Annotated in this window: 26 protein-coding genes; 12 read left to right on the top strand and 14 right to left on the bottom strand. The window is 64.5% G+C overall.

What is annotated here, in order from left to right; translation table 11 throughout:
* Positions 1-16: 16 nt before the first annotated feature.
* The 3 genes from GGD66_RS14940 to GGD66_RS14930 all read right to left on the bottom strand — a co-directional run bounded on the left by GGD66_RS14940 (position 17) and on the right by GGD66_RS14930 (position 3,227).
* The gene (locus tag GGD66_RS14940; RefSeq protein WP_018316424.1) at positions 17-256 is read right to left on the bottom strand and encodes a PilZ domain-containing protein; all 240 of its coding nucleotides are present in this window, start codon (positions 254-256) and stop codon (positions 17-19) included.
* Positions 257-359: 103 nt separating this feature from the next.
* Positions 360-2,063 carry an FMN-binding glutamate synthase family protein gene (locus tag GGD66_RS14935; RefSeq protein ID WP_183258217.1) on the bottom strand — a complete coding sequence of 568 codons (1,704 nt, stop codon included), beginning with the start codon at positions 2,061-2,063 and terminating at the stop codon, positions 360-362.
* Between the two features lie 390 nt (positions 2,064-2,453).
* The gene (locus GGD66_RS14930) at positions 2,454-3,227 is read right to left on the bottom strand and encodes a ferredoxin--NADP reductase (RefSeq protein WP_183258216.1); all 774 of its coding nucleotides are present in this window, start codon (positions 3,225-3,227) and stop codon (positions 2,454-2,456) included.
* A 384-nt stretch (positions 3,228-3,611) separates the two neighbouring features.
* Here GGD66_RS14930 and GGD66_RS14925 point away from each other — a divergent pair, with 384 nt between their 5' ends.
* Entirely contained in the window at positions 3,612-4,415 is an 804-nt protein-coding gene (locus GGD66_RS14925; RefSeq protein ID WP_092261255.1) for a RimK family alpha-L-glutamate ligase, read from the top strand.
* Between the two features lie 201 nt (positions 4,416-4,616).
* On the opposite strand, the gene GGD66_RS14920 is transcribed toward GGD66_RS14925, so the two are convergent.
* Together GGD66_RS14920 and GGD66_RS14915 are read right to left on the bottom strand one after the other, a co-directional pair.
* Positions 4,617-5,558: an amino acid ABC transporter substrate-binding protein gene (locus GGD66_RS14920; RefSeq protein WP_183258215.1), complete on the bottom strand. Its 942-nt coding sequence runs from the start codon at positions 5,556-5,558 to the stop codon at positions 4,617-4,619.
* A gap of 9 nt (positions 5,559-5,567) precedes the next feature.
* On the bottom strand, positions 5,568-6,866 hold the full coding sequence (locus tag GGD66_RS14915; RefSeq protein ID WP_092261257.1) for a dicarboxylate/amino acid:cation symporter: 1,299 nt from the start codon (positions 6,864-6,866) through the stop codon (positions 5,568-5,570).
* A gap of 214 nt (positions 6,867-7,080) precedes the next feature.
* On the opposite strand from GGD66_RS14915, the gene GGD66_RS14910 reads away from it, so the two are divergent.
* The 5 genes from GGD66_RS14910 (at position 7,081) to GGD66_RS14890 (ending at position 12,348) form a co-directional block, all read left to right on the top strand.
* Entirely contained in the window at positions 7,081-8,082 is a 1,002-nt protein-coding gene (locus tag GGD66_RS14910; protein WP_092261258.1) for an NADP-dependent oxidoreductase, read from the top strand.
* Between the two features lie 143 nt (positions 8,083-8,225).
* Positions 8,226-9,071 (top strand): cysteine rich repeat-containing protein, encoded by an 846-nt coding sequence (locus GGD66_RS14905; RefSeq protein WP_026201671.1) that lies wholly within the window; start codon positions 8,226-8,228, stop codon positions 9,069-9,071.
* 120 nt (positions 9,072-9,191) lie between these two features.
* Positions 9,192-9,407 carry a hypothetical protein gene (locus GGD66_RS14900; RefSeq protein ID WP_018316432.1) on the top strand — a complete coding sequence of 72 codons (216 nt, stop codon included), beginning with the start codon at positions 9,192-9,194 and terminating at the stop codon, positions 9,405-9,407.
* A gap of 191 nt (positions 9,408-9,598) precedes the next feature.
* Entirely contained in the window at positions 9,599-10,738 is a 1,140-nt protein-coding gene (locus GGD66_RS14895) for an FAD-dependent monooxygenase (protein WP_177237366.1), read from the top strand.
* Entirely contained in the window at positions 10,735-12,348 is a 1,614-nt protein-coding gene (locus GGD66_RS14890) for a benzoate-CoA ligase family protein (RefSeq protein WP_183258214.1), read from the top strand. The genes GGD66_RS14895 and GGD66_RS14890 overlap by 4 nt, the downstream gene beginning before the upstream one ends.
* Positions 12,349-12,666: 318 nt before the next feature.
* Here the strand turns inward: GGD66_RS14890 and GGD66_RS14885 are convergent, their stop codons facing one another.
* Positions 12,667-13,179, bottom strand: a complete 513-nt coding sequence (locus tag GGD66_RS14885; RefSeq protein ID WP_183258213.1) for a MarR family winged helix-turn-helix transcriptional regulator — start codon at positions 13,177-13,179, stop codon at positions 12,667-12,669.
* On the bottom strand, positions 13,169-13,801 hold the full coding sequence (maiA, locus tag GGD66_RS14880; RefSeq protein WP_092261262.1) for a maleylacetoacetate isomerase: 633 nt from the start codon (positions 13,799-13,801) through the stop codon (positions 13,169-13,171). The genes GGD66_RS14885 and maiA overlap by 11 nt, the downstream gene beginning before the upstream one ends.
* A gap of 101 nt (positions 13,802-13,902) precedes the next feature.
* Here maiA and gtdA point away from each other — a divergent pair, with 101 nt between their 5' ends.
* On the top strand, positions 13,903-14,943 hold the full coding sequence (gene gtdA / locus GGD66_RS14875; RefSeq protein ID WP_092261263.1) for a gentisate 1,2-dioxygenase: 1,041 nt from the start codon (positions 13,903-13,905) through the stop codon (positions 14,941-14,943).
* A gap of 124 nt (positions 14,944-15,067) precedes the next feature.
* Here gtdA and GGD66_RS14870 read toward each other — a convergent pair whose 3' ends face one another.
* From GGD66_RS14870 to GGD66_RS14855, 4 genes are all read right to left on the bottom strand, one after another.
* Positions 15,068-15,889 carry an ABC transporter permease gene (locus tag GGD66_RS14870; protein WP_026201672.1) on the bottom strand — a complete coding sequence of 274 codons (822 nt, stop codon included), beginning with the start codon at positions 15,887-15,889 and terminating at the stop codon, positions 15,068-15,070.
* Positions 15,882-16,655: an ABC transporter ATP-binding protein gene (locus GGD66_RS14865; RefSeq protein ID WP_018316439.1), complete on the bottom strand. Its 774-nt coding sequence runs from the start codon at positions 16,653-16,655 to the stop codon at positions 15,882-15,884. Before GGD66_RS14865 ends, GGD66_RS14870 begins: the two co-directional genes overlap by 8 nt.
* A gap of 187 nt (positions 16,656-16,842) precedes the next feature.
* A complete protein-coding gene (locus GGD66_RS14860) occupies positions 16,843-17,847 on the bottom strand; it encodes an ABC transporter substrate-binding protein (RefSeq protein WP_183258212.1) in 1,005 nt (334 codons plus the stop codon).
* Between the two features lie 35 nt (positions 17,848-17,882).
* Positions 17,883-19,247, bottom strand: coding sequence for an FAD-dependent oxidoreductase (locus GGD66_RS14855; RefSeq protein WP_183258211.1), 1,365 nt, complete (start codon positions 19,245-19,247; stop codon positions 17,883-17,885).
* 112 nt (positions 19,248-19,359) lie between these two features.
* On the opposite strand from GGD66_RS14855, the gene GGD66_RS14850 reads away from it, so the two are divergent.
* The 3 genes from GGD66_RS14850 to GGD66_RS14840 all read left to right on the top strand — a co-directional run bounded on the left by GGD66_RS14850 (position 19,360) and on the right by GGD66_RS14840 (position 20,967).
* On the top strand, positions 19,360-20,244 hold the full coding sequence (locus tag GGD66_RS14850; RefSeq protein WP_183258210.1) for a LysR family transcriptional regulator: 885 nt from the start codon (positions 19,360-19,362) through the stop codon (positions 20,242-20,244).
* Between the two features lie 148 nt (positions 20,245-20,392).
* Positions 20,393-20,665: a hypothetical protein gene (locus GGD66_RS14845; RefSeq protein WP_183258209.1), complete on the top strand. Its 273-nt coding sequence runs from the start codon at positions 20,393-20,395 to the stop codon at positions 20,663-20,665.
* A gap of 44 nt (positions 20,666-20,709) precedes the next feature.
* The gene (locus GGD66_RS14840) at positions 20,710-20,967 is read left to right on the top strand and encodes a hypothetical protein (protein ID WP_143109105.1); all 258 of its coding nucleotides are present in this window, start codon (positions 20,710-20,712) and stop codon (positions 20,965-20,967) included.
* A 27-nt stretch (positions 20,968-20,994) separates the two neighbouring features.
* Here GGD66_RS14840 and GGD66_RS14835 read toward each other — a convergent pair whose 3' ends face one another.
* The gene (locus GGD66_RS14835) at positions 20,995-21,795 is read right to left on the bottom strand and encodes an enoyl-CoA hydratase-related protein (RefSeq protein WP_183258208.1); all 801 of its coding nucleotides are present in this window, start codon (positions 21,793-21,795) and stop codon (positions 20,995-20,997) included.
* A 152-nt stretch (positions 21,796-21,947) separates the two neighbouring features.
* On the opposite strand from GGD66_RS14835, the gene GGD66_RS14830 reads away from it, so the two are divergent.
* Complete coding sequence (locus GGD66_RS14830) at positions 21,948-22,922, top strand: ketopantoate reductase family protein (RefSeq protein WP_092261396.1); 975 nt, start codon at positions 21,948-21,950, stop codon at positions 22,920-22,922.
* 3 nt (positions 22,923-22,925) lie between these two features.
* On the opposite strand, the gene GGD66_RS14825 is transcribed toward GGD66_RS14830, so the two are convergent.
* Entirely contained in the window at positions 22,926-23,603 is a 678-nt protein-coding gene (locus GGD66_RS14825; protein WP_183258207.1) for an alpha/beta family hydrolase, read from the bottom strand.
* A gap of 126 nt (positions 23,604-23,729) precedes the next feature.
* On the opposite strand from GGD66_RS14825, the gene GGD66_RS14820 reads away from it, so the two are divergent.
* On the top strand, positions 23,730-24,875 hold the full coding sequence (locus tag GGD66_RS14820) for an acyl-CoA dehydrogenase family protein (protein WP_018316447.1): 1,146 nt from the start codon (positions 23,730-23,732) through the stop codon (positions 24,873-24,875).
* A gap of 6 nt (positions 24,876-24,881) precedes the next feature.
* Here the strand turns inward: GGD66_RS14820 and GGD66_RS14815 are convergent, their stop codons facing one another.
* Positions 24,882-25,862: a helix-turn-helix domain-containing protein gene (locus GGD66_RS14815; protein WP_183258206.1), complete on the bottom strand. Its 981-nt coding sequence runs from the start codon at positions 25,860-25,862 to the stop codon at positions 24,882-24,884.
* Positions 25,863-25,926: the final 64 nt, after the last annotated feature.

The following is a 25,926-nucleotide window of genomic DNA, read 5'->3' as shown; positions in this document are numbered from 1 at the left end:
CCGCGCCCGCTCATGGTCACCCGAACCTCACGCCGATCCGCTTCTCCTTGCGCCAGATCACGGTGCACGACAGGTGCGTTCCGTCGGCTTGGACGAACAGGGTGAAATGCTCGGGGATGCCGACCGGGCTGGTGACGTCGAGCGCGGCGCCGGTATCGGACAGGTTGCGGACGGTGCAGTCGATCGCGCCGCCGCCGAACTCGATCGTTCCGGCCTTCAGCACGCGATGTCTTGCCTTGTCGCGCCGTTCGTCCATGGGCACAATATACACCCAAAGTTGAACAAAATCCTAGATGCCAGCTGCGCTCGCGGCGAATGTGCGCGGGCCGGGCAGGTCTCGCCGCGGGCCGAACGATGCCTTACAGCGCCGGCTGGAACGTTTCCGCCTGAGCCATCCGCCAGGCGTCGCGGAAACGTGGGTCTTCGGTGCCTTCGAGCAGCTCGCCAGGGCGCAGCGCCGGATAGAGCTGCGCAAAGGATCTCACATCGGTGGTCGAGGTGCGCTGGGTGAAGTGAATCGGGCGCAGCTGCTGCGGATGCTCGAGGCCCGCCGCGGCGATCAGCTCGGTCAGCGAATGCAGGGTGGCGTGGTGATAATTGTGCACGCGGTCGATCTTGAGCGGCACGTAAAGCGCGCGCGCGCGCGTCGGGTCCTGCGTCGCCACCCCGGTCGGGCAGCGGTCGGTGTGGCAGCTCAGCGACTGGATGCAGCCGAGCGAGAACATGAAGCCGCGCGCCGAGTTGCAATAGTCGGCGCCGATCGCCATCGCACGCGCCATGTCGAAGGCGGTCGCGATCTTGCCGGACGCTCCGATCTTGATGCGGTCGCGCGCGTTGATGCCGATCAGCGCGTTGTGGACAAAATTGACGCCCTCGCGCATCGGCATGCCCAGATGATCCATGAATTCCAGCGGCGCCGCGCCGGTGCCGCCTTCATTGCCGTCAATGACGATGAAATCAGGATAGATGCCGGTCTGAAGCATCGCCTTGCAGATCGCCAGGAATTCCCAGGGATGGCCGACGCACAGCTTGAAGCCGGCCGGCTTGCCGCCGGACAGGCGGCGCATCTCGGCGATGAACTGCATCATGCCGGCCGGGGTGGAGAAGGCGCGATGCGAGGCCGGCGAGATGCAGTCCTCGCCCATCGCGACGCCGCGGATCTTGGAGATCTCCTCCGAGACCTTTGCCGCCGGCAGCACGCCGCCGTGACCGGGCTTGGCGCCCTGGCTGACCTTGAGCTCGACCATCTTGATCTGGTCGTCACCGGCAACGCGCGCGAACGCTTCGGGATCGAAGGTGCCGTCGGGATGTCGGCAGCCGAAATAGCCGGAGCCGATCTCCCAGATGATGTCGCCGCCCATCTCGCGATGATAGGGGCTGACACCACCCTCGCCGGTGTCGTGCGCAAAACCGCCCTTCCTGGCGCCGGCATTGAGCGCACGCACTGCGTTGGGGCTGAGCGCGCCAAAGCTCATCGCGGAAATGTTGAACACCGAAGCCGAATAGGGCTTCTTGCAGTCGGGACCGCCGATGCTGATGCGGAATTTCTCCGCGGCATGCGCCTTCGGCGAAACCGAGTGATGCATCCACTCGTAGCCCTGGCGGTAGACGTCCTCCTGGGTGCCGAACGGACGCTTGTCGAGCTCCATCTTGGCGCGCTGATAGACCACTGCGCGGGTGTCGCGCGAGAACGGCATGCCGTCCTTCTCGCTCTCGAAAAAATACTGCCGCATCTCCGGGCGGATCTCTTCGAGCAGGAAGCGGATATGCGCCGAAATCGGATAGTTGCGCAGCACCGCGTGGCTCTTTTGCAGGAGATCGCGGACGCCGAGCAGCGTCAGCGCGCCGAAGATCAGGATCGGCACCAGCAGGATGTCGAAGATCTTGCGGTCGGCGATGCCGATGCCGATCAGGAGCGCGGTGACGACCGCGCAGATCGTCAGCACGATGTAGCGCGGCGAGAATGGCAGCAGCAGGGTCTCCATGATCCCCTCCTCCGCCAGCGGCAGGCGTTTGGGGGATGAGTGTCGGGAGGAGTCCTGCGTCTTGGTGTCGTCGGCCACGATCCCATCCTCTCGCCAGCATGAGGCGGTACGATACGCCCTCGCCTGTCATACGGATATGACGCGGCCCTTGTTTCAGGCTAGCGAATTCGGCCGAGATAAATCAATCAGCCGAGAGGATAGGCTTTTGCAGTGCAGCAGAGGGGATGGAAACGGGGACTGGTGGAGGCAACAGTCGCCACCACAACTGAGCTGTCGTCCCGGGCAAGCGTCAGCGCAGACCCGGGATCCATAACCACAGGGGTCGATGGTGAAAAAAGCCGTCACTCCGAGTCTTCGCATAACCGCGGCTGGTGGGTATGGGTCCCGGATCGGCGCGCGCTTAGGCGCGCTTGTCCGGGACGACACCGGAGTGGATCGCTAAGTGTTCGGCAAGACGGCGACCAGAGCTTACCGCTCGACGAACGCCTTCTCGATCACGAAATGGCCGGGCTTGTTGCCGCTGCCTTCGATGAAGTCGCGGCCTTCGAACATCACCTTCAGCTCTTCGAGCATCCCCGGGCTGCCGCACATCATGATGCGGTCGGTGGCGATGTCGAGGGGCGATTGCCCGATATCGTTGAAGATCTGCTCGGAGTTGATGAGGTCGGTGATGCGGCCGCGATTCCTGAACGGCTCGCGGGTCACGGTCGGGTAGTAGATCAGCTTGTCCGCGAGCAGCTCGCCGAACAGCTCGTCCTCGCGCAAGGAAGCGACCAGCCTCTCGCCATAGGCGAGCTCGGAGACCTGGCGGCAGCCGTGCACCAGCACGATGGACTCGAACTGCTCATAGACCTCGGGGTCCTTGATCAGGCTCGCGAACGGCGCGAGGCCCGTTCCGGTCGAGAGCAGCATCAGCCGCTTGCCGGGAAGGAGGTTATCGGTGATCAGCGTGCCGGTCGCCTTGCGGCCGACCAGGATGGTGTCGCCTTCCCTGATCTTCTGCAGACGCGAGGTCAGCGGGCCGTCCTGAACCTTGATCGAGAAGAACTCGAGCTCTTCCTCGTGGTTGGCGCTTGCCATGCTGTAGGCGCGCAGCAGCGGACGGCCGTCGATCTCGAGGCCGATCATCGCGAACTGGCCGTTCTGGAAGCGGAAGCCGGTATCGCGCGTGGCGCGGAAGCTGAACAACGTGTCGGTCCAGTGCTGGACGGAAAGAACCTTCTCTCGGTAAAACGCGCTCATGATTTTCGATATTCCGAATAATTGCGGTTTTAGGGCAAAAGCGTTGCCCGGCCCTGAAACGGGGCGGACACCATTGCCATGGCGGAGGATTTCGCGTGTGTGATCTACGCCATTGAGACCAATAATCAACCTCGTTCCGGATGCAATTGATGCCGGTCAAACCGGCATTTGCGGCGGAATTGGCCATATTGTTAATGAATCTGCTGCCGGGCGCGCGCCGCGGGCAATTTCTTTTCCCTGCAGCGTTCGAATGCAGCACTTAATTTCCATCGCGCTCGCGAGAATTTCATTAAGAATAGCTCTGACTTTCACCCCGGTTCGGCGCCGTTTCCCGCATTTTTGCGGCTTTTGGCGCCAGGAACGTCTGAAACGCGACAGAAACACATGGCGGCAAGCGACGAGCGAATCTTCGTCCAGGCGATCAGGCGCTATTGCGCGGACCATGGCATCGCGGTCGATGTCCGTGCCGATGGCTGGCTGGTCGCGATGCGCCGGGGCGATGAGCGGCGCTTTGCCTTCGGCTACGACATCGGCCTCAACAGCGCCATCCCCCATCGCCTCGCCAACGACAAATCGGCGACATCAGAGGCGCTGGCGTTGGCGGGCGTTCCCTGCATTCCCCATCACCTCTTCCTCAACCCAAGGCTGGGCGTGCACGTCGCCGGTGCCGATTGGCGCCAGCAGATGCTCGCGCTGCTCGGTCAGAATCCGCAAGGCGTGGTGGTGAAGCCGAACGAGGGGACATCGGGACGCTCGGTGTTCAAGGTGGCGACGGCGGCCGAACTCGACCACGCGGCTGGCGAGGTTTTCTCAATGAGCGCCGGGCTCGTGATCTCGCCCTATGTCGCGATCGAGGACGAGGTCCGTGTGGTGCTGCTCGGAGATGAACCCCTCGTCGTCTACAGCAAGCAGCGTGGCACGGATTGGCGGCACAATCTCGATGCCGGAGCAAAGCCGGTGCTGCTGGAGGATGGCGACGTTCGCACCGCCTGCGCAAAGCTGGCGAGCGATGCCGCGCGCGCCATCGGCATTGTCTTTGCGTCGATCGACGTGGTTCGCGTGAATGGCGAGTGGAGCGTGCTCGAGATCAATTCCGGCGTGATGATGGAAGCGCTCGGCAAGCTGCATCCGCAACTCGTGCAAGCGGCGTATGACGCGGCGCTGGACCGGGTGTTTGGGCAGAGATAGCAGCCGCGAGCTCGCTGCACCCTCTCCCCTTGTGGGAGAGGGTGGCTCACCGCGTAGCGGTGAGACGGGTGAGGGGTCTCTCTCCGCGAGTGAAACTTCTGCGTCTGAATTTGCGGAGCTAACCCCTCATCCGGCGGTTCGCGCCACCTTCTCCCACAAGGGGAGAAGGGAAGGCATCGAGCCTGCGGCGCGACACGAACGCTAATTATTCGCGCTCGCCGAATCGTCCATCGCCCTGAACGCCTCTTCCAACTGCAGCGAGATCGGCACGTTCAGACGTTCGCCGGTGGGAAGCCTTGCGGTGAACCATTTGTTGTAGAGCGGGACCAGATCGCGGTTGGAGCCGAGCTTGCGGAAGGCACGTTCGACCACGGCGGAGAGCTGCGGCTCGCCCTTCCTGAACATGATGCCGTAGGGGTCATAGGACAAATAGTCCCCGACCACGCGAAAATATTCCTGCGCCTTGTGGCGCGCGATCAGGCCGTAGAGCAGGATGTCGTCGGTCGCGAATGCATCAGCCTTGCCGTCGTTCACCATCTGAAACGACTGCTCGTGATCCGGCGCGGTCACGATGTTGAGGCCGAGCGAGAGCTTCTTGTCGACGGCGTGTATCGCCTGCTCGTTCGTCGTACCCTTGGTCACCACGACGGTCCTGCCCTTCAGGTCCGCGATACCGGAAATTGCCGCTCCCTTCGGCACCATCAGCTTGGTGCCGGCGACGAACATCAGGGGCGAGAAGGCGACGCGCTTGCCGCGCTCGGCATTGGCGGTGGTCGAGCCGCATTCCAGGTCGATCTTGTTCTGCAGCACGGCGTCGATGCGGTCGTCCGAGGTGACCTTGACGTAATCGATCTTCAGATTGGGATCGTCGACCTCGATGCCGATCTCCTCGACGATGGCCTCGCAGAGCTCGAGGCTGTAGCCGATCGGACGGCCCGACTGGTCGAGGAAGGAGAACGGCGGCGAGCTCTCGCGATAGCCGAGCCGCACCGTGTGCGCTTTCTTGACGGCCGCCAGCGTCGGGCTGAGCCCCTCGCCGCCGGTCTGCGCGCGAGCCGAGGTCGCGAACAAGGAGGTCGCGAGCAACGATGCCGCGAGCAACAACCCGCCTGAGGTCAGTGACCTCGCCAGTGTCTGGCGCATGGTTCGCTCCTACCCATGGCTGGCCATCGCGGGCACTTCGCCCGGCACCATATCCTCGGGCACGACGTCGCCGGGTCCGAGCTCGTGCTCGGGCCCTAGCTCGCCTTCCCATTTGGCTACGACCGAGGTCGCGAGCGTGTTGCCGATCACGTTGGTGGCGCTGCGGCCCATGTCGAGGAAGGTATCGATGCCCATGATCATCAACAGGCCCGCCTCGGGAATGTTGAACTGCGCCAGCGTCGAGGCGATCACCACGAGCGAGGCGCGCGGCACGCCGGCGACGCCTTTCGAGGTGATCATCAGCGTCGCCAGCATCGCGAGCTGGGTGCCGAGCGGCATGTCGATGTGGTAGCTCTGCGCGATGAAGACGGCCGCGAAGGTGCAGTACATCATCGTGCCGTCGAGATTGAAGGAATAGCCGAGCGGCAGCACGAAGCTCGAGATCCGCGACGAGGCGCCGAAGCGGTTGAGCGCCTCGAGCGTCTTCGGATAGGCCGCCTCCGAGCTCGCGGTCGAGAACGCGATCATCAGCGGCTCGCGGACCAGCTTCAAGAGATGGCTGTAGCGCGGGCCGATCACGATGAAGCCGACGATTACCAGGATGGTCCACAGGATCGCCAGCGAGAGATAGAAGCCTCCCATGAACACGACGAGCTTCCACAGCACCGCAAGGCCATTCTTGGCGACGGTTGCGGTGATCGCGGCCCACACCGCGAGCGGCGCGAACAGCATCACGTAGCTCGTCACCTTCAGCATGATGTGGCCGACGTCGTCGATCATCGCGAGGATCGGCTTCGAACGTTCGGGCATGGAGCCCATCGCCACCGAGAAGAACACCGCGAAGATCACGATCTGGAGGATCTCGTTCTGCGCCATCGCGTCCGCGATCGAGGTCGGGATCAGATGCGTGAGGAATTTCTCGATCGAGAAGGCCGACACCGGCAGGCCGGTCGATTGCCCCGCCTGGGGCAGCGTGCCCGGGAAGTTCGCACCGGGCTGCAGCAGATTCACCATCACGAGGCCGAGCAGCAGCGAGACGAAGGAGGCGCTGATGAACCAGCCCATGGTCTTGGCGAAGATGCGGCCGAGCTTGGAGCCCGAGCCCATATGCGCGATGCCGCCGACCAGGGTCGCGAACACCAGCGGCGCGATGATCATCTTGATCAGGCGCAGGAACATCATGGCGATCAGGTTGATCGAGGACGCCCAGTCGGCGCGCGTGTCGGGCAGGAAGTTGTAGATTGCCGATCCCATGATGATGCCGAGCACCATCGCGGCCAGAATGTATTGCGTGAACCTGTTCGACATCGCTTACCCCCCACGTACACCGGCGCTTCATGATGTCGCAGTTATCACAACGACGCAACACGCTTTGCGTGTGATCGCGTTTTCAGGATGTTCCCGTTGTGAAATGGAACGCCGCGATCTAGCCTTCATGCAGCGCACAACGCATGCGGCCTGCACGTTTTGTTTGCTGCGGGCTGCATCAATAATCGTCAAGACAATCAAAGAGGGAAACGCCATGAGCGGCAACATCAATCACCAGGTTCTGCTGGTCGAAAAACCCAGCAGCAAGCTCGGCCCCGAACATTTCAAGATGGTGGAGAGCACAGTGCCGGAGCCGAAGGACGGCGAAGCCTTGCTGCGTGTGCGATACATTTCGCTCGACGCCGCCAACCGCGCCTGGATGCACGGCGCGACCTATCGCTCCGCGGTCGAGGCCAACAGCGTGATGGCTGGCGGCGCCATTGCCGAGGTCGTCAGCTCGAAGGCCGAGGGGCTTGCGGCGGGCGACATCGTGTTCGGTGACACCGGCTGGCAGGAATTTGCCGCGGTGCCGGCAAAGCATCTCACCAAGATGCCGAAGCTCGAGCCGATGACGCACCTGCTCAGCGTGTTCGGCATCGCCGGCCTCACCGCCTATTTCGGCCTGCTCGAGATCGGCAAGCCCAAAGAGGGTGAGACCGTCGTGGTCTCCGCGGCCGCGGGCTCGGTCGGCTCGATCGTCGGGCAGATCGCCAAGATCAAAGGATGCCGCGTGATCGGCATTGCCGGCGGCGCGGACAAGTGCAGCTGGCTGACCTCCGAGCTCGGCTTCGATGCCGCCGTCGACTACAAGGACGGCGCGGTCTTCAAGGCGCTACGCGCAGCTGCACCCAAGGGCATCGACGTCTATTTCGACAATGTCGGCGGCGACATTCTGGAAGCCTGCCTGCCGCAGATGAACAATTATGGCCGCATCGCCTGTTGCGGCGCGATCTCGCAATATGACGGCGCGCCCTCCGCGCACGGCCCGCGCGGCGTGCCCGGGCTGATCGTGGTGAAGCGGCTGGTCATGCAAGGTTTCATCGTGATGGATTACATGAAGGAGAGCCAGCGCGCGCTCGCCGAGCTCCAGGGCTGGGTCAAATCCGGCAAGCTGAAGGTGCAGGAGGACATCATCGATGGCCTCAAGAACACGCCGAAGGCGCTGATCGGATTGCTCGCGGGCGAGAACCGCGGCAAGCGCATGGTCAGGCTCTGACGGCGCAATTGCACCGGCATAATTGACTTGCGGGTGACGTCAAAGCGGCGAATGATGCTGCTTGCGAGGCGTCACTCGCGAAGATTGCGATTACATCACATTTTGAAAGTCGTCGGCGTGACCGACGGGCAGGAAATCACCAGATGTTCAACACGTTGAAACAGGCATCGACGCGCAAGGCGTTGCTGGCGGCCGCGCTCTTCGCAACTGCAACAGGCGCGTTCGCGCAAGCACCGACCGAGGCCCAGAAGAGCGCCATCCGCTCCGCATGCCGTTCGGATTTCATGGCGCATTGCTCGAGCGTGACGCCCGGCGGCGTGGAAGCGTATCAATGCCTGGCGAAGAACATGTCCAGCCTGTCGGCGGGATGCCAGACCGCGGTTCGCGCCGTCGAACCTGCGAAAACCGAAGCTGCCCCCGCCGCGCCGAAGACCGAGGCCGCGCCCAAGGCGGAAACGGCGCCAGCCGCACCGAAAGCAGATGCCGCCCCCGCGGCAAAGCCGGCTGCCGCACCCGCGCAGAAGGCCGCTGCCGCCAAGCAGCCGAGCAGCGCGCAGGTTGCGGCGGTCAAGAGCGCGTGCCGCGCCGACTATCCCAAGGTGTGCGCCAGCGTGCCGCCGGGCGGCGCGGCGGCACTCGAATGCCTTGAAAAGAACAAGGCCAGAGTTTCACCGGCCTGCGAAAAGGCCGTGAGCGCCGCAGCCGGCGGTGGCGCTGCCGCAACGGCGGCGCCCGCGGGTGCGGCTCCCGCAGCAGCAGCCCCCGCGGCGGGAGCCGCGCCGGCGGCAGCGCCAGCCGTGATCGTGTTGCGTCCCTTGCTGCCGCGCGAAGAGCTGTTCATCCTGAGGTCGGCCTGCGGCGCCGACATCCGCACGCTCTGCGCCGGCGTCGCGCCCGGAGGCGGCCGCATCATTCAATGCATTTCCAACAGGGCTGCCTCGCTGTCGCCGGCGTGCAAGGACGTGCTCGCCCCATTCGCGGCGAGATAACGCGGCGCACGCGTCAAGCGCGACAATGACGAACGGCGTGCGCATGAATTTTCGCACGCCTGCAACGACAAATCTTTTGCAGATATCCGATTTCGATCACGACAAGCCCGGGAGGACCACATGCGTTCATTGCTGCTCGTCGCTTCTGCACTGCTTGCCTTCGCTGCGACCATGACCTTCGAGGCCACCGACGCCAATGCGGTGGTCTGCGCCCGCGGCGTCTATCGCGCCGGCTGCGCCGGGCCGAACGCGGCCGTCGTGGTCCGCAAGCCGGTTCCAGCCGTGCGCTGTACCAGGGTGCTTGTGAACGGGGTCTACGTGAAGCGCTGCGTCTGACGGTGCGGATGGCCAAGCCGGCGCGGTTTGGCTATGATTCGGACCTGACGGTTTCGGACACGCGTAAAAATTGTGTCCGAAGATGCGCTTTGGCGCGCCTGCGCTGGCCGATAATTCCGCTGGCGCGGAACGCCGGAGCACATTAGTCTACCCCTAGATAGTAAGTATACTGTCAATTAGGGAGGCAGACGTTGCGGATCGCCGTGATTGGCGGAGGGCCCGGTGGGCTCTACTTCGCCTATCTCTGGAAGAAGCGTCACCCCGAGGATCAGGTCGACCTGTTCGAACAGAACCCGGCCGACGCGACCTGGGGCTTTGGCGTCGTGTTCTCCGACCAGGCGCTGGAGTTCCTGCGTGCCGACGACCCCGAGACGGTCGACGCGATCGCGCCGCACATGGAGAGCTGGGAGAACATCACGCTGAACCTCGGCGGCGACAGCGTCGCCATCGACGGGGTCGGCTTCTCCTCGATCGGGCGGCTCGAGCTGCTGCGGTTCCTGCAGCAGCGCGCGCTCGACGTCGGCGTCACCCCACGCTTCGACACGCAGATTCATGCCATCGACCAACTCAACGGTCATGATTTGATCGTCGCTGCCGACGGCTTGAACTCGCAGGTGCGCCGCGCCTTCGAAGGTGATTTCGGCACCTCGCTGTCCTACTCCTCCAACAAGTTCGTCTGGTACGGCACCTCGAAACGCTTCGACACGCTGTCGCAGACCTTCGTGAAAACCGACCGCGGCGCCTTCAACGCCCATCACTACCGCTACTCGCCCGCCATGAGCACGTTCCTGGTCGAATGCGACCACGCGACCTGGCAGGCCTACGGTTTCGCCTACAAGGACGTCGAGCAGTCCAAGGGCGTCTGCGAAGAGGTGTTCGCGGACACGCTTGGCGGCCATTGCCTCGTCTCCAACAAATCGGTCTGGCGCAACTTCCCCTGGGTCTGGAACGAACATTGGTCGTTCAAGAACATGGTGCTGATCGGCGATGCCCTGCATTCGGCGCACTTCTCGATCGGCTCGGGCACGCGGCTCGCGATCGAGGACGCCATCGCGCTGGTCAAGGCGCTGGAATCGGATGCGCATCTTGCGACCGCCCTGCATCGCTACCAGGCCGCGCGAAAACCGGTGGTGGAGAAGCTCGTCAACGCCGCGCGCACCAGTGCCTTCTGGTACGAGCATTTTGCCCAGCACATGCAGCAGGACCTGATGGACTTCGCCTACAGCTACATCACCCGCTCCGGCCGCATCGACGATGCACGCCTGCGCCACATGTCGCCGGGCTTCATGGCGCGTTACGAGGCTGCCAAGAACGGCGGGGGCGAGGCATGAGCAACGAGATCTTCGACCAGGTGCCTGCCGACAGCGAAGGGGCGCGCGAGATCGGCTTTGCCGTTCCGGAACTCTATAACGCCAGCCGCGTGCTGTTCGACAATCTCGCCAAGGGCCGTGGCGACAAAGTCGCGCTCATGGGTCCGGCAGGCACACGGACCTATGCCGAGCTTTGCGACGAGGCTTGCCGCTGGGGCAACGGCTTTGCATCGCTCGGCCTGAAGCGCGGCGAACGCGTGCTGCTGTTCCTCGACGACACCCCAGCCTATCCGGCCGCGTTCTTCGGCGCGGTGCGGGCCGGCTTCGTGCCGCTCCTGATCAACACCCTGACGCCGCCGGATTTGCTGCAATTCTACCTCGCCGATTCCGGCGCCAGCGTTGCGGTGGCGGATGCCGAATTCGCGCCACGCTTCAATGCCGAGGCCTGCAAGGATACGCGCCTGCGCACGCTGATTGTCGCCAATGGCGAGGCGGGCGATCACGCCGCGCCGAGTGCGCTCGCGGCGACGGACTGGCTCAAGCAATTCCCGGCCAAGCTGGCGGAAGCGGAGACGCATCGCAATGAGATGGCGTTCTGGATGTACTCGTCCGGCTCGACCGGCCGGCCCAAGGGCATCGTGCATCTCCAGCACGACATGGCCTATAGCGAGCTCGCCTTTGCGCAGAACGTGCTGAAGCTGACGCCCGACGACATCTGCTTCTCGGTGCCAAAGATCTTCTTCGCCTACGGCTTTGGCAATTCCGTCACCTTCCCGTTTTCGGCAGGCGCGGCAACGCTGCTGCTGCCGGGGCAACCGAAACCCGCCGCGATCTTCACAGCGATCGAGCAGTACAGCCCGACGGTGTTCTTCGGCCTGCCGACGCTCTACACGTCCCTGACCAAGGCCGAGGGCGCGCAACAGACCAACTTCTCGTCGCTGCGCATGTCGCTCTCCGCCGCCGAAGTGCTGTCGGCGGAGGTCTTCAACGGCTGGAAGACGCTCACGGGCCTGGAGATCGTCGAAGGCCTCGGCTCGACCGAGGTGCTGCACATCTACCTCTCCAACAGGCCCGAGCAGAAGAAGTTAGGGGCCGCAGGCCTGCGCGTGCCCGGCTACGAGGTCGCGCTGCGCGACAAGGACGGACGCGATGTCGCCGACAACGAGGAAGGCATCTTGTGGGTGCGTGGCGATTCCAACACGCCGCTGTACTGGAACCGGCCGGACAAATCCGCCGAAACCATCCGCGAGGCGGGGTGGATCTACACCGGCGACCGCTTCATCCGCGATGCCGACGGCTTCCACTTCTTCCGCGGCCGCGCCGACGATCTGATCAAGATCTCGGGCCAATGGGTTTATCCGCTCGAGGTCGAGCTGTGCCTCGCCGACCATCCCGATATTCGCGAATGCGCCGTGTTCGCCACCGAGCTGCCGGACCGTCGCATGACGCTGAAGGCGGTGGTGGTGATGAACAACCGCGCGGCCAACCCGGGCGAGACGACACGGCGGCTGCAGGACTATGTGAAGGGCAAGCTGCTTCCTTACAAATATCCGCGAGAGGTGATTTTCACCGACGAGCTGCCGAAGACGGGCACGGGCAAGATCGATCGGCAGGCGCTGCTGCGGATGTGACCACCACTGTCATCGCCCGGCTTGACCGGGCGATCCAGTATTCCAGAGGCGTTTGTGATTGAACCGAGAAGCCGCGGCGTACTGGATTCCCCGCCTTCGCGGGGAATGACAGCGCAGATCAGGGCGACAGCGCCGCCACACTCTCGCTGTCGTCCCCGCAAACGCGGGGCCCATACCACAGCAATCGTAGGGTGGGCAAAGCGGAGCGTGCCCACGTCTTCTGATCGTTGGAGAGAGATCGTGGGCACGGCGCAAGGGCGCCTTTGCCCACCCTACGAGATCTGAGTGTCGGGCGCGAACATCGCCTCACACCCCTCCTCACCCCGCCTTCCCGAGATGCTCCAGCGCATCCTCGGCCCGCAGCGGCACGCGTGAGGCCTCGTTGTTGAGATCGACGAGCTGCACCAAAAGCGCCATCAGCGTCTTGCGATCGGCGGGCTTCAGCGGCTCCAGCATCCGCGCCTGGGCGCGTTCGACGGCGGGGATGATCTCGCGCAGGATCGCGGCGCCGGATTTGGTCAGATGAAGCAGCTTGATCCGCTTGTCTTCCAGCGCCGGCTTGCGCTCGACATAGTCCTTGGCCTGGAGACGCTCGATCACGCTGCCGAGCGTGGAGCGGTCAAAAGCGATCACCGCCGATAGCCGCGTCGCGTCGATGCCGGGATGGGTGTGGATCGCGATCAGCGCCGCATATTGCACCGGGGTCAGATCGAACGCCTTGCACTCCTCCATGAAGATCGAGACCGCGATCTGCTGCATGCGCCGGAACAGATAGCCCGGCGCGGCATAGACCGCGTCGATCGTGATCGGCGGAGGCGGCTTACTCGGCATCGGGCTGCTTCTCCGGTGCGGCATTGGCAAACGCGGCGAGCGCCTTTGCGGCCGCCTCTGCCGCGAGCAGGCGCGGATAGGCCGACACGTCGACGCCGAAACGGCGGGCATTGGCGAGCTGCGGCACCAGGCAGAGATCGGCGAGCGTCGGCACATCGCCGAAGCAGAACGGGCCGGGCTCGTCCTTGATCAGAGTCTCGCAAGCCGACAGCCCTTCGCGGTTGACCCAGGCGGCCCAGTCCTGGACCTTTTCTTCGGGCAAGCCAAGCTCGCGCAGCCGCCCCAGCACTTTCAGGTTCTGCACCGGATGGGTGTCGCAGGCGATCGCCAGCGCGAACGCCCTCACCTTGGCACGCCGCAGCGGATCCTTCGGCAGCAGCGGCGGATTGGGATGGGTCTCGTCGAGCCATTCGATGATGGCGACCGATTGCGTCAGCACTGCGCCGCCGTCGTTCTCCAGCGCCGGCACGAGACCTTGCGGGTTGATGGCGAGATAAGCGGGCGCGCATTGCTCGCCCTTGCGCAAATGATGCGGCAGATGCTCGGCTCCAAGGCCCTTGAGGTTCAGCGCGATCCGCACCCGATAGGCAGCGCTGGAGCGGAAATAGCCGTGCAGCTTCATCGGAACCCTCCCGTTTTCTCGTTGCTTGTACGTCGTTCGTCACGTTGACGCTAGCCAGATTGGCAGTATACTGTCAATTTAGAAACGAACAGGAGGCGCGCATGGAAGCCGTGACCAAGACGCCGGAACGCGAGGCGTTCTACAAGAAGATCGACGGCGAGAATCTCACCGCGCTGTGGACGGTGATGAGCGATCTGATCACGCCGGAGCCGAAAAGCGCCTGCCGGCCGCACCTCTGGAAATTTGACGTCATCCGCGACTACATGACGGAGGCCGGCAAGCTGATCACCGCCAAGGAAGCCGAGCGGCGCGTGCTGGTGCTGGAGAATCCCGGCCTGCGCGGCCAGTCCAAGATCACGACCTCGCTCTATGCAGGCGTGCAGATGGTGGTGCCCGGCGACGTCGCGCCGGCGCACCGGCATAGCCAGTCGGCGCTGCGCTTCGTGCTCGAAGGCAAGGGTGCGCATACCGCGGTTGACGGCGAGCGCACCGCGATGGAGCCCGGCGACTTCATCATCACGCCGTCGATGACCTGGCACGACCATTCCAACGAGACCGATCAGCCGATGTTCTGGCTGGATGGCCTCGACATTCCGCTGGTGCAGTTCTTCGACTGCTCCTTTGCCGAAGGCTCCAAGGAAGACCAGCAGAAGATTACGAGACCGGCCGGCGACAGCTTTGCCCGCTATGGCCACAACCTGCTGCCGGTCGACGTGAAGCGGAGCTCGAAGACCTCGCCGATCTTCAGCTATCCCTACGCCTACACCCGCGAGGCGCTGGAGAAAGCCAGGACGAGCCAGGAGTGGGACGCATGTCACGGGCTGAAGCTGAAATTCAGCAACCCCGAGACCGGCGATTTCGCCATGCCGACCATCGGCACCTTCATCCAGCTGCTGCCCAAGGGTTTTAACACCGCGCGCTATCGTGCGACCGATGCCACCGTGTTCTGTCCGATCGAAGGCCGTGGCCGCAGCCGCATCGGCGATGCTGTGTTCGAATGGGGCCCGCGCGATCTGTTCGTGGTGCCGAGCTGGCAATGGGTCACGCACGAAGCGGATGAGGATGCCGTGCTGTTCAGCTTCTCGGATCGTCCGGTGCAGCAGAAGCTGGATTTGTTCCGCGAAGATCGCGGGAACGCGTGACGGCAGGCCGGTCTCGTAGGGGGGGCAAAGGCGCACTTGCGCCGTGCCCACGCGCCTTCGCGACTCATCAAGAGATCGTGGGCACGCTTACGCTTTGCCCACCCTACGGCAGCGCGGATTGTGGCTACCGCCAGTGCAACAGCCTAAGCTCCAGCCAGCCGATCACCTTCCCGACCGCCAGCCCGAACACCGACAAAATCACCACGCCCGCGAGCAGCTGATCTGTCTGCATCAGATTGCCGGCCTGGAGCACGAAGGCGCCGATGCCGTATTGGGCGCCGATCATCTCGGCGCTGACGACGAGGAGCAGCGCGACGGAGGCGGTGATGCGGAAGCCGGCGAGGATCGCGGGCAGCGCCCCCGGCCAGACCACCTTGCGCACGATGGTGGCGAAGGGAACGTTGAAACTCTGCGCCATGCGGATGAGGTTGCGCGGCACCGCATCGACGCCGCTATAGACCGAGATCGCGGTCGAGAAGAACACGCCGAGCGCGATGGTCGCGATCTTCGGCTCCTCGCCGATGCCGAGCCACAGGATCAACAGCGGCAGCAGCGCGATCTTCGGGATCGGGAACAGCGCCGAGATGAAGGTGATGCCGACACTGCGCGCCAGCCGCGACAGGCCGATGGCAAAGCCGACGGCGACGCCGGCCGCCGTCCCCAACAGCCAGCCGACGCCGATGCGCAGCAGCGAGGCCGACAGATGCTGCCAGAGCGCGCCTGAGATCGCGAGCTGATAGATCGCCCGTGCGATCGCCGACGGCGCAGGCAGAAACAGGGGATTGACGAGGCCGGTGCTGCCCGCCGCCTGCCAGATCGCGATGACGAAAGCGAGCGCGATCCAGCCGCCGAAACGGCTCGACGCGGGCACGAAGCCTGCGCCACGAAAGCGAACGCGCCGCGTCGCGCTATCCTTCGCAGTGTCAGCCGCCGCGCGATCAAGCATGCTGGACCTCGCGCTCGGCATCGATGGCTTCGTTGCGGATCAGCGACCAGATCTGGTTCTGCAGCGCCAGCAGTTTTTCGCGCGCCGCAGCTTCGCCGCGCTCGCTGCGCGTCATCGGCACGGTCACGACCTCGCGGATGCGGCCGGGCCGCCGCGACAGCACCACGATGCGATCGGCCAGCCGCGCGGCCTCTTCGAGATTATGGGTGACATAGACCGCGCCCATGCCGCCATCGGCGAGCAGGCGGACGAAATCCTCCATCAGGAGTTCGCGGGTCTGCGAATCCAGCGCCGACAGCGGCTCGTCCATCAAGAGGATCGCGGGCTTCACCGCCAGCGCGCGCGAGATGCCGACACGCTGGCGCATGCCGCCGGAAAGCTGCTTTGGGTAGGTTTTGCGGAAATCGGTCAGGCCCGTGCGGCGCAAGGCATCGTCGACCAGCGCGCGGCGCTGCGTGGCCGAGAGCTGGGTGTGCAGCAAAGGGAATTCGACGTTCTCCTCCACGCTCGCCCAGGGCAGTAGCGCAAAATCCTGGAACACGAAGGTGAGCGGATTGAGGCTGTCCGCCGGCGGCGCGCCGCGCAGCTCGGGCGCGCCGGAGGTCGGCTGCAGCAGGCCACCCAGTATGGACAGCAGCGTGCTCTTGCCGCAGCCGGAGGGCCCGACGATCGCCACCACCTCGCCGGCGCTCACCGTGAAGGAGACGTCGTCGAGCACGGCGAGGTCGCCGAAGCGGTGGGAGATGTGGTTGGCGATCAGGTCCATGGGGAACCTTCAACTCTCAACCCGTCATCCTGAGGTGCGAGCATTGCGATGCGTATGCATCGCGATGAGAGCCTCGAAGGATGAACGGCCGAGGCGCATCCGGGCCGTACGCCCTTCGAGGCCCACCTTGCGGCACGCCGCAAGGTGGGCACCTCAGGGTGACGGGGATAGTTGGGAGTACGGGGCATCAATCCGCCTTCACATAGTCCTTGGCGATGATTGCATTCGCATCAAAACCCTTGTCGGCAAAGCCCTGCTCCTGCAGCCATTTGATCTGGTTGTCGACGTTCTTCACGTCGAGCTTGCCGTCGGGATCGATATAGGCGCAATTGCCGACCACCTGCTCGACCGGCAGATTGGTGTACTTTGCGATGATCTCCAGCAGCGGCTTGGTCTTGTCGTTGATCGGGGCGACGCCGTCCTTCATCGCGGCGAGGATGACGTCGTGATATTCGCGGTCGGCCTTGGCGAGTGCGCCGAGCAGCTTTGTCACCAGCGCCTTGTTGGTCAGTGTCTTCGGCGAGGCGAACACCGCACCCAGCTGCCACGGCGTCTCGTCGCCGACCCACCCCAGGAATTTCGCGCCGCCTTCATCCGTGAGCTTGCGCGCGGTCGAGATCGGCAGCAGCGCCGCATCGACGGTCTCGCCTTTAAGTGCGGCCGCCGCATTCGACAGCGATTGCAGCGGCACGATCTTCACGTCCGCAAGCTTGAAGCCGTATTTGTCGGCGAGCAGGCCAAGCGAATAGTGGAAGGAGGAGCCGACTTGCGTCATCGCCACGCGCTTGCCGGCAAGATCCTTCGGCGTCTTCAATCCGGCTGCGTAAGCGTTGTTGCTGGCGAAATAGCCGATCAGGGGGTAACCGGGCTTCTCGCGGCTCATGCCGCCGATGACCTTCAGCACGCCCTTGCCGGCGAGATTGTAGAGACCGGCGGTGAAGGCGGTGATGCCGAAATCGACGTCGCCCGAGGTCGTCGCGACCGCGATCGGCTGCGCCGCGTCGAAGAATTTCAGCTCCACCTCGAGGCCGGCCTCGCGGAAATAGCCCTTGTCCTGCGCGATGAAGACAGGCGCGGAGGACGACAGACGGAGCACGCCGATCCTGGCCTTCAGCGCATCCTCGGCATGGGCTGCGCCCATTGCCATGATCGCCAAAAGACTGGCTGCCGCGAGCCGCGCAATTCCGATCATCCCGTTTCCTCCGCCGTCGTTTATCTTGCAGTCCGTTACAGGCCCTCGGGCACAGGCTGGTCCCGTCCGATGAAGGCGCCCTGTTGTTTCAACGTTTCCTGCAACTTTTCAATGGGGATTTCGCGCGGGATCCGGTTTCCGGAGAGCGCCAGCGCGGCGGCGGAACCGGCCGCCTCGCCCATCACGAAACAGGCACCGGAGACCCGCGCCGCGGACTGGCCCTCATGGGTCATGGAGGCGCAGCGGCCGGCGACCAGGAGGTTGTCGACGCCTTCAGGCACCAGCATGCGGTAGGGCAGCTCGTTGTAGCCGCGCGATTCCGGGATCGGCGGGAAGGTGAAGACGACATCGCCGGGCACGTGAGCCTCGATCGGCCAGCCATTGACGCCGATGGAATCCTCGAAGGAGGCGCAGCCGAGCACGTCCTCGCCGCTGAGCTGGTAGCCGCCCTTGATGCGACGGGTCTCGCGGATGCCGAGCTGCGGCGGCAAATCGACGATGTAGGATTTTTCAAAGCCCGGCACGGTGCGCAGGAACTCGTACGCGGCGAGCGCCTGCTTGCGGCCCTCGATCTCGCCGCGGGTGAGATCGTCAGGCTCGACGCCGTTGATGGCATGGCCATCCTCGCGCGCCACCTGCGTGAAGTTCACCCGCCATTCGATGCCGGATTTCTGCGGCCGCACGATCGCGCTTTTCCGCGGGAATGTGTGCGTGCCGGCCGCGAGCGCCTTCTCCATCAATTGCGGGATGGTGCGCCAGGCATCGCCGGCCTTGTCGGGGTCGATGCCGTTGAGACGGAGCATCATCGAGGGGTACATGGGATGGCCGTGCGCGTCGCCGATCTCGAACGGTGCGCCGGCCCAGACCGCGAGGTCACCGTCGCCGGAGCAGTCGATGAAAATCTCCGATCGCACCGCCTGCCGGCCGGCCTTGGTCTCGACCATCAGCGCGTCGATGCGGCTGTTGTCGCCCATCACGACGCCGGCGCCGAGCGCGTGGAAGAGGATGTGCACCCTGTGGCTTGCGAGAAGTTGATCGGCCGCGATCTTGTAGGCCGCGGTGTCATAGGCCTGCGCAAAAACCTTGCCGAGAATCAGATGCGGGGTGTTGAGGCCGTTCAGCCGATTGATCCGCGCCAGCAGCTCGGACGCCATGCCCTGCACGAGGCGATGGGCCTGGCCGTAGACATTGCCATGCAGACCGCAAAAATTTGTGACACCGGCCGCGGTGCCCATGCCGCCGAGAAAGCCGTAGCGTTCGACCAGCAGCGTCTTTCGCCCGGCGCGCGCCGCTGAAGCCGCAGCCACGATGCCGGCCGGGCCGCCGCCGAGCACGACGACTTCATATTCGCCATAGAGCGGCACCTGGCGTGCCGGTTCTTCGATCATTGTGGCCCGCATGGCGCGTCCCCTTCCCAAATTCCTTTGCTTGGGAGCGACTATGAATTAGCTCGCACCGAGGTACAATCCACCAAAATACGCGATCAGCTTTTGCAAATCGAGAAAGGTCGACATGGACATCCTCGTGAACCTGCAAGCCTTTCTCGCCACCGCGGATGCCGCCGGCTTCTCGGCCGCGGCACGCAAACTCAATGTCTCGACCTCGGTGGTGGCGAAACGCGTCACGCAGCTCGAGGCGCGGATCGGCACGGCACTGTTTCACCGCTCGACCCGGCAGTTGCGACTGACCGAGGCCGGACAGCGCTATGTGCATCGCGCACGCGGCGTGGTGACCGATGCGACCGACCTGCTCTCACGCATGGGCGAGAAGGGCCACGATCTCGTCGATCACCTGCGCATCAAGGCACCGACCTCGCTGACCGTCGCCCGGCTCGCCGACGCCTTCAGCGCGTTTCAGACCCAGAACCCGAAGCTGAAGCTCGACATCGTGCTGATCGATCGCCCGGTCGATCCCGTCACCGAAGGATTCGACATCGCCATCGGCGCCTTCCCGCATTCGTTCGGCGGCGTCGTCGACGAGCCGCTCTGCGCGCTGAAGCGGCTGCTCTGCGCATCGCCCGCTTATTTGAAAAAGCACGGCACGCCAAAGCATCCGCGCGATCTCGTCGAGCATCGCTGCCTCAGCTTTCTGCCGACCGGCCCGGAATGGATCTTCGACGGACCACGCGGCCGCATCAGCATCCAGGTCAGCCCGCTGCTCTCCTCCAACGAGGGACACGTGCTGGCGCGCAGCGCGATCGCCGGCAACGGCATTGCGCTGCTCTCGCATTATCTCGTCGCCGACGCCTTGCGCGCCGGCACGCTGAAGCCGGTGCTGCGCGACTTTCCGATTCCGGAGCTGTGGGTGAAAGCCGCGATCCCCGAGCGGCGGCGCAACGCGGCGGCAGTGCAGGCGCTGCTCAAACTGCTGAAAACGTCACTGGCGCCGTCGCTGTAGGCCGGATCATTTGTGAGAGGGCCGTAGCCCGCATGGAGCGCAGCGGAATGCGGGGACACCGGCCCCGGATTACGCTTCGCTTCATCCGGGCTACACGCCCGCCAAAAGACGGTTGCCCGGGAATGACGGACCTGACAGAAGTGCCCGCATGGATTCGCTACTCTTGAAATTCGCCCTGCCCACCCTGATCGTTCTCGCGATCTCCACCACTCCCGCCGCAGCCGTGGAGCAGAACTGCCGCTTCATCCAGGCCAAGGCCGATCGCGAGGCCTGCTACAAGCGGCAGGAGGACGAACTCGCCGCAAAGCGCAAGCCCGTTGCGCCTGCCAATGACGGCCAGACACTCGAAACGCTGCGCCAGATGCGGCAGGACGACGACGCCGTCTATCGCAGCATCAACAACATCTGCCGCGGCTGCTGAGCGGACCGCATTTCCTTCATATTGGCGATTGCTGAGACCGCAAAATGAAGCTGGTGAAGGTGTTGGACGCGATAGAGACCGTCTCTCCCTCTACGGGGAAACCGCAGCAACGGCGTATCGCAATACTACAGCGCGACGATGGGCATTTCACCTTCGCTGAAGAATACTCGTATAGATCGGAACATGAAGATGAAGTCATTGCCGAAGGTTGGCAACAGCTTCCTCCCGAGGGTATCTTTGAGAGTGCAGAGGTAGCAGAGGTCGAAGGTCGGTCCGCGCTCCTCGATAGACATAAGCGATAGTCAAGGAAGGCCGGAGGCCTGCAGGCTTCATGAGCCGCCGCCCCAATTCCCTGCCCGCTTCTCGGCGAACGAGGCCAGCCCTTCTGCGGCCTCCGCGCTCTGGCGCTTGAGTGAATGCAGCTGCACGAGCCGCGTGTAGGCGGCATCGTCCACCGCCATGCCGCCGAACGAGCTTTCCAGCGCAAGCTTCTTGGTCTCGGCCATCGCCTCCGGTCCGTTGGCGAGCAACTGCTCGACGACCTTCGCGCCTGCGGCTTCGAGATCGGCGAACGGCACCACCTCGTGGACGAGGCCGATGCGGCGGGCGTCCTCGGCGCCGAAACGCTCGCCGGTCAGCGCGTAACGCCGCACTTGCCGGACGCCGATGGCGTCGCAAAGCTGCGGGATGATGATCGCGGCGGTCAGGCCCCAGCGCACCTCGGTGATCGAGAACAGGGCATTGTCCGCGGCGATCACGACGTCGCAGGCCGCGATCACGCCGGTGCCGCCGCCGAAGCAGCCGCCTTGCACCAAAGCGACCGTCGGGATCGGCAGCGTGTTCAGCCGCTGCACGGCTTCGAAGGTCGCGCGCGAGGCCGCCTCGTTCGCCTCTGCCGATTGCGGCCGCACGCCGTTGATCCATTTCAGGTCGGCGCCGGCCTGGAAATGCTTGCCGTTGCCCCTGAGCACGACGACGCGAAGATTCGGCTTTTTGCCGAGATCGTCCATCGCCGCGAGCACGCCCGCGATCAACGCGCCGTCATAGGCGTTGTTGACCTCCGGCCGGTTCAACGTGACGGTCGCAACCCCACGCTCATCGAGGGTCCACAGCACGGGGCTGGCAGTCATCGGCGATCCCTCCGGTCATTGTTTGCCCTGCACTATGGCCGAGGCAACGCATGCCGATCCATATCTTTCCAGCGTGGGGCGGCCGCGTCCATCGCATGGCGGCTTGTGTCATGCTGCCGCCCAGTGGCACCAAGGGACAGGACGGAATCATCATGCGCATCTGCATTTTCGGCGCGGGCGCCGTCGGCAGCCACATCGCGGTCCGGCTGGCGCGCGCCGGTCATGACGTTTCGTGCGTGATGCGGGGGGCGCATCTGGAGGCGGTCCGGGCAGGTGGCCTCAAACTGCGCGTCGGTGATTCCGAGGTCTCCGCCAAGGTGAACGCCTCGGGCGATCCGGCCCAGCTCGGGCCGCAGGACGTCGTGATCTCGACGTTGAAGGCCACTGCGCTCCCGGGACTGGTCGCCAACATCAAGCCTCTGCTTCAGGACGACACCGCCATCGTCTTTGCCCAGAACGGTATTCCCTGGTGGTACGGGATCGGCCTGCCGCCGCGGCACCCGACACCGCCGGATATTTCCTTCCTCGACCCCGGCGGACGCCTGCGCGCCTGCATCCCGAAGGAGCGGATCATCGGCGGCGTCGTCTTCTCCTCCAACGAGGTGACGGCGCCAGGCGTGGTGCACAACCTCACCCCGGACCGAAACCGCCTCTTGATCGGCGAATGCGACGACCGCAATTGCGAGCGCATCACCAGGCTTCGCGGCGTCTTCAACGACGCGCGGCTGGAATCACCGCCGGTCGCCGAAATCCGCGAGGCGATCTGGTCAAAGTTGCTGACCAACATGTCGCTGTCGGTGCTGTGCCTGCTGACAGGCCAGACCGCACGCGGCGTGCGCGACGATGCCGCCTTTGCGGAGGTCATCCCGCGCATGCTGAACGAGGCCAACGACATCGCTCAGCACTTCATCCCCGAGGTCAAGCGCGTGACGCGCAGCGGCCCTGCCCCCAACCACAAGCCATCGCTGCTGCAGGATTACGAGCTCGGCCGCGCCATGGAGATCGACGTGCTGGTGAGGGCGCCCGCCGCCTTCGCGCGCACCGCCGGCCTGTCGACACCGACGCTCGACCTGATCGCCGCGCTGGCGATCCAGAAGGCGCGCGACAAGGGGCTTTATGCGGCGTGAAGCTCAGGCGAGTTGGTCAATCCAGGCCGCGAGCGTGTCGAGCACTTCTGTGAGCGCCTCTTCATTCGTCCGGCCGGACTTCTTCAGCACCGCGAAGGAATGATCGCCGCCTTCGACCGCGTGCAGAGTCGCCTTCGCGCCGAGCGCCGTGACGACGGGCCTGAGATGGCCGAGATCGGCAAGCCCGTCCCGCGTGCCCTGCAGGAACAGCATGGGGATCGTGACCCCCGCGAGGTGCTCGGCACGCTCGGACGACGGCTTCTTGGCGGCATGCAGGGGGAAGCCGAGGAAGGCGAGCCCTTTGACGCCTTGCAGCGGCGCCTTCGACTGCGCCTGCGAGGTCATGCGCCCGCCGAACGATTTTCCGCCGGCGACAAGCGGCACCCCGGGACACTGCCGTGCCGCCTCCTCCACCGCCGCGCGGATGGCGGAGTGCGCGACCGCCGGCTGGTCGGGGCGCCCCTTCTTCTCTTCCATGTAGAGGAAATTGAAGCGGAGCGCCGCGATGCCGCGATCCGCGAGTCCTTCTGCGGTCTTCGCCATGAAGGCATGCCGCATGTCGGCGCCCGCACCATGTGCCAGCACGTAACAGGCCCTCGCGCCGTCAGGCTGCGTCAGGATCGCTGACACCGTGCCGATGTTTTCGATGTCGAGCTTGAGCTCTTGAGTTTTGACAGCCACAATCGATCATCCCGACAGACGCGTTTCCGGCCGCCTTGGTAGCGTCACCGGCGCAGCCTGAAAACACAATAATTGCCGCGCCCGGCTGGCCTACCAAGCCGGAACTGCGCATCAACCGAGGTAACCATGTCCTACCGCTCCTCCTGGATGACCGAAGAGCTCGACGTCTTTCGCGACCAGTTCCGGAAATACCTCGCCAAGGACCTGGCCCCGCACGCCGAGAAATGGCGTGAGCAGAAGATGGTCGACCGCTTCGCCTGGCGCGGCCTCGGCGAGATGGGCGCGCTGCTGGCGAGCGTCCCGGAGGAATATGGCGGCCTGGGCGCCACCTTCGCCTATGACGCGGCGGTGTTGGACGATCTCGAAAGCACGGTGCCGGAGATGACGACCGGCGTCTCCGTGCACAGCGCCATCGTCGCGCATTACATCCTCAATTACGGCTCGGAGGAGCAGAAGAAGCGCTGGCTGCCGAAGATGGCCTCGGGCGAGATGGTCGGCGCCATCGCCATGACCGAGCCCGGCACCGGCTCGGACCTGCAGGCTGTGAAAACCACAGCTAAGAAGCAGGGCAATTCCTACGTCATCAACGGCCAGAAGACGTTCATCACCAATGGCCAGGCCGCCGATCTCGTCATCGTGGTCGCGCGCACCGGCGACGCCGGCGCCAAGGGCATCTCGCTGATCGTGGTCGAGACCGCAGGCGCGGACGGCTATAAGCGCGGGCGCAACCTCGACAAGATCGGCCTGCATGCCTCCGACACCTCGGAACTGTTCTTCGACAACGTCACCGTGCCGCCCGAGAATTTGCTCGGCAAGGAGGAAGGCCAGGGCTTCGTCCAGCTGATGCAGCAATTGCCGCAGGAGCGCCTTGCGCTCGCGGTCGGCGCCGTCGCCTCGATGGAGCGCGCGGTCAAGCTCACCACCGACTACACCAAGGAGCGGAAGGCGTTCGGCAAGCCGTTGATGGATTTCCAGAACACCGCCTTCAAGCTCGCCGAGCGCAAGACCGAAGCGATGATCGCGCGCGTCTTCGTCGACTGGTGCATCGAGCGCCTGGTCGCCGGGGATCTCGACACCGTCACGGCGTCGATGGCGAAATACTGGTGCTCGGAGAAGCAGGTCGAGACCGCCGACGAATGCCTCCAGCTGTTCGGCGGCTACGGCTACATGCAGGAATACCCGATCTCGCGCATCTTCATCGATTCCCGCATCCAGAAGATCTATGGCGGCACCAACGAGATCATGAAGCTGCTGATCGCGAGGTCGCTATAGCTCGATTCATTGCGCACGCCAGTCACGCGGCCGGCAGCCGAAGCGTTGCTTGAAGCGGCGCGTGAAGTGCGACAGGTCCGAGAAGCCCCAGTCGAACGCGATGGCGCCGATCGCACGATCCGCCATCGCAGCATCCCTGAGATCCCTGGCCGCGCCGTCGAGCCGATGGTCGATGACGTATTCGGTGAAGCTGGAGCCCGATCGCGCCAGCAGCTTGTGCACGTAGCGCTCGCTGATGCCCACGGCATCGGCGACATCGGCAACCGCAAGCCCGGGCTCGCGGAGCCGCCGGTGAATGGCACGTTTCAAGGCCAGCGTGGTGGTATCGGCGAGATTTTCCGACTCGGCAGCACCTGCCCGGCTGCGACGTGACAGGCTCACGGCAACCAGCTCGATCAACGCCCGGAACAGAAGCACGCCCTCATCCTCGGTCATGCGCAGCGCCCCGTCGCTGAGCGTGCGCGCCGTCTCGACGATGAGATGGCCGACCAAGGGATCGTCGGACACGCGCACCGCAGCGACATCGAACGAAGCGGGCAGCCGTTCGCGCAACGCCTCAGCCGGCACCCAGAACGAGGCGACACGCAATTGCGGACCACGATCGTGCAAAAGCGCGAACTGCTGGTCGCTGTCGAAGATGCCGACCTGTCCGGGCGACAGGCTGATCTCGCGATTTCCTTGCAGGATGCGACAGCGGCCGGCCAGCTTCAGATTGAGATAGAAGCAGCTGCGGTCGGACGCCGCAATGTCGGCTCCGGAACGGCGCACCACGTGTTCGGGAAAGCTGACGCGGTTGATTGCGGCGTCGCCGAGACGGACATGCTCGACGCTGGCGGGAAAGCCGGCTGCCGCCGCCGGCTCCGGCGTCAGATTCATGAACGCCTGGCAGATCGCCTCGCGATAATAGGCGAATTGCTCCGCTGGCCGGACGCCCGCGGTGTCCCAGGCCGATTGGCGTGACGGAACGGCGCGCTCGATCTGCTGCATCGGTTCACTCCGAGACCAATCCGGTTCACTCCCAGCCAAGCAACGAATTCGTTACCGGTTCAGG

It is taken from the genome of Bradyrhizobium sp. CIR48, from assembly GCF_014198315.1.
Classification (GTDB): domain Bacteria; phylum Pseudomonadota; class Alphaproteobacteria; order Rhizobiales; family Xanthobacteraceae; genus Bradyrhizobium.
Note: the sequence above shows the minus strand (reverse complement) of the source record. Positions and strands in the feature narration are given on the sequence as shown.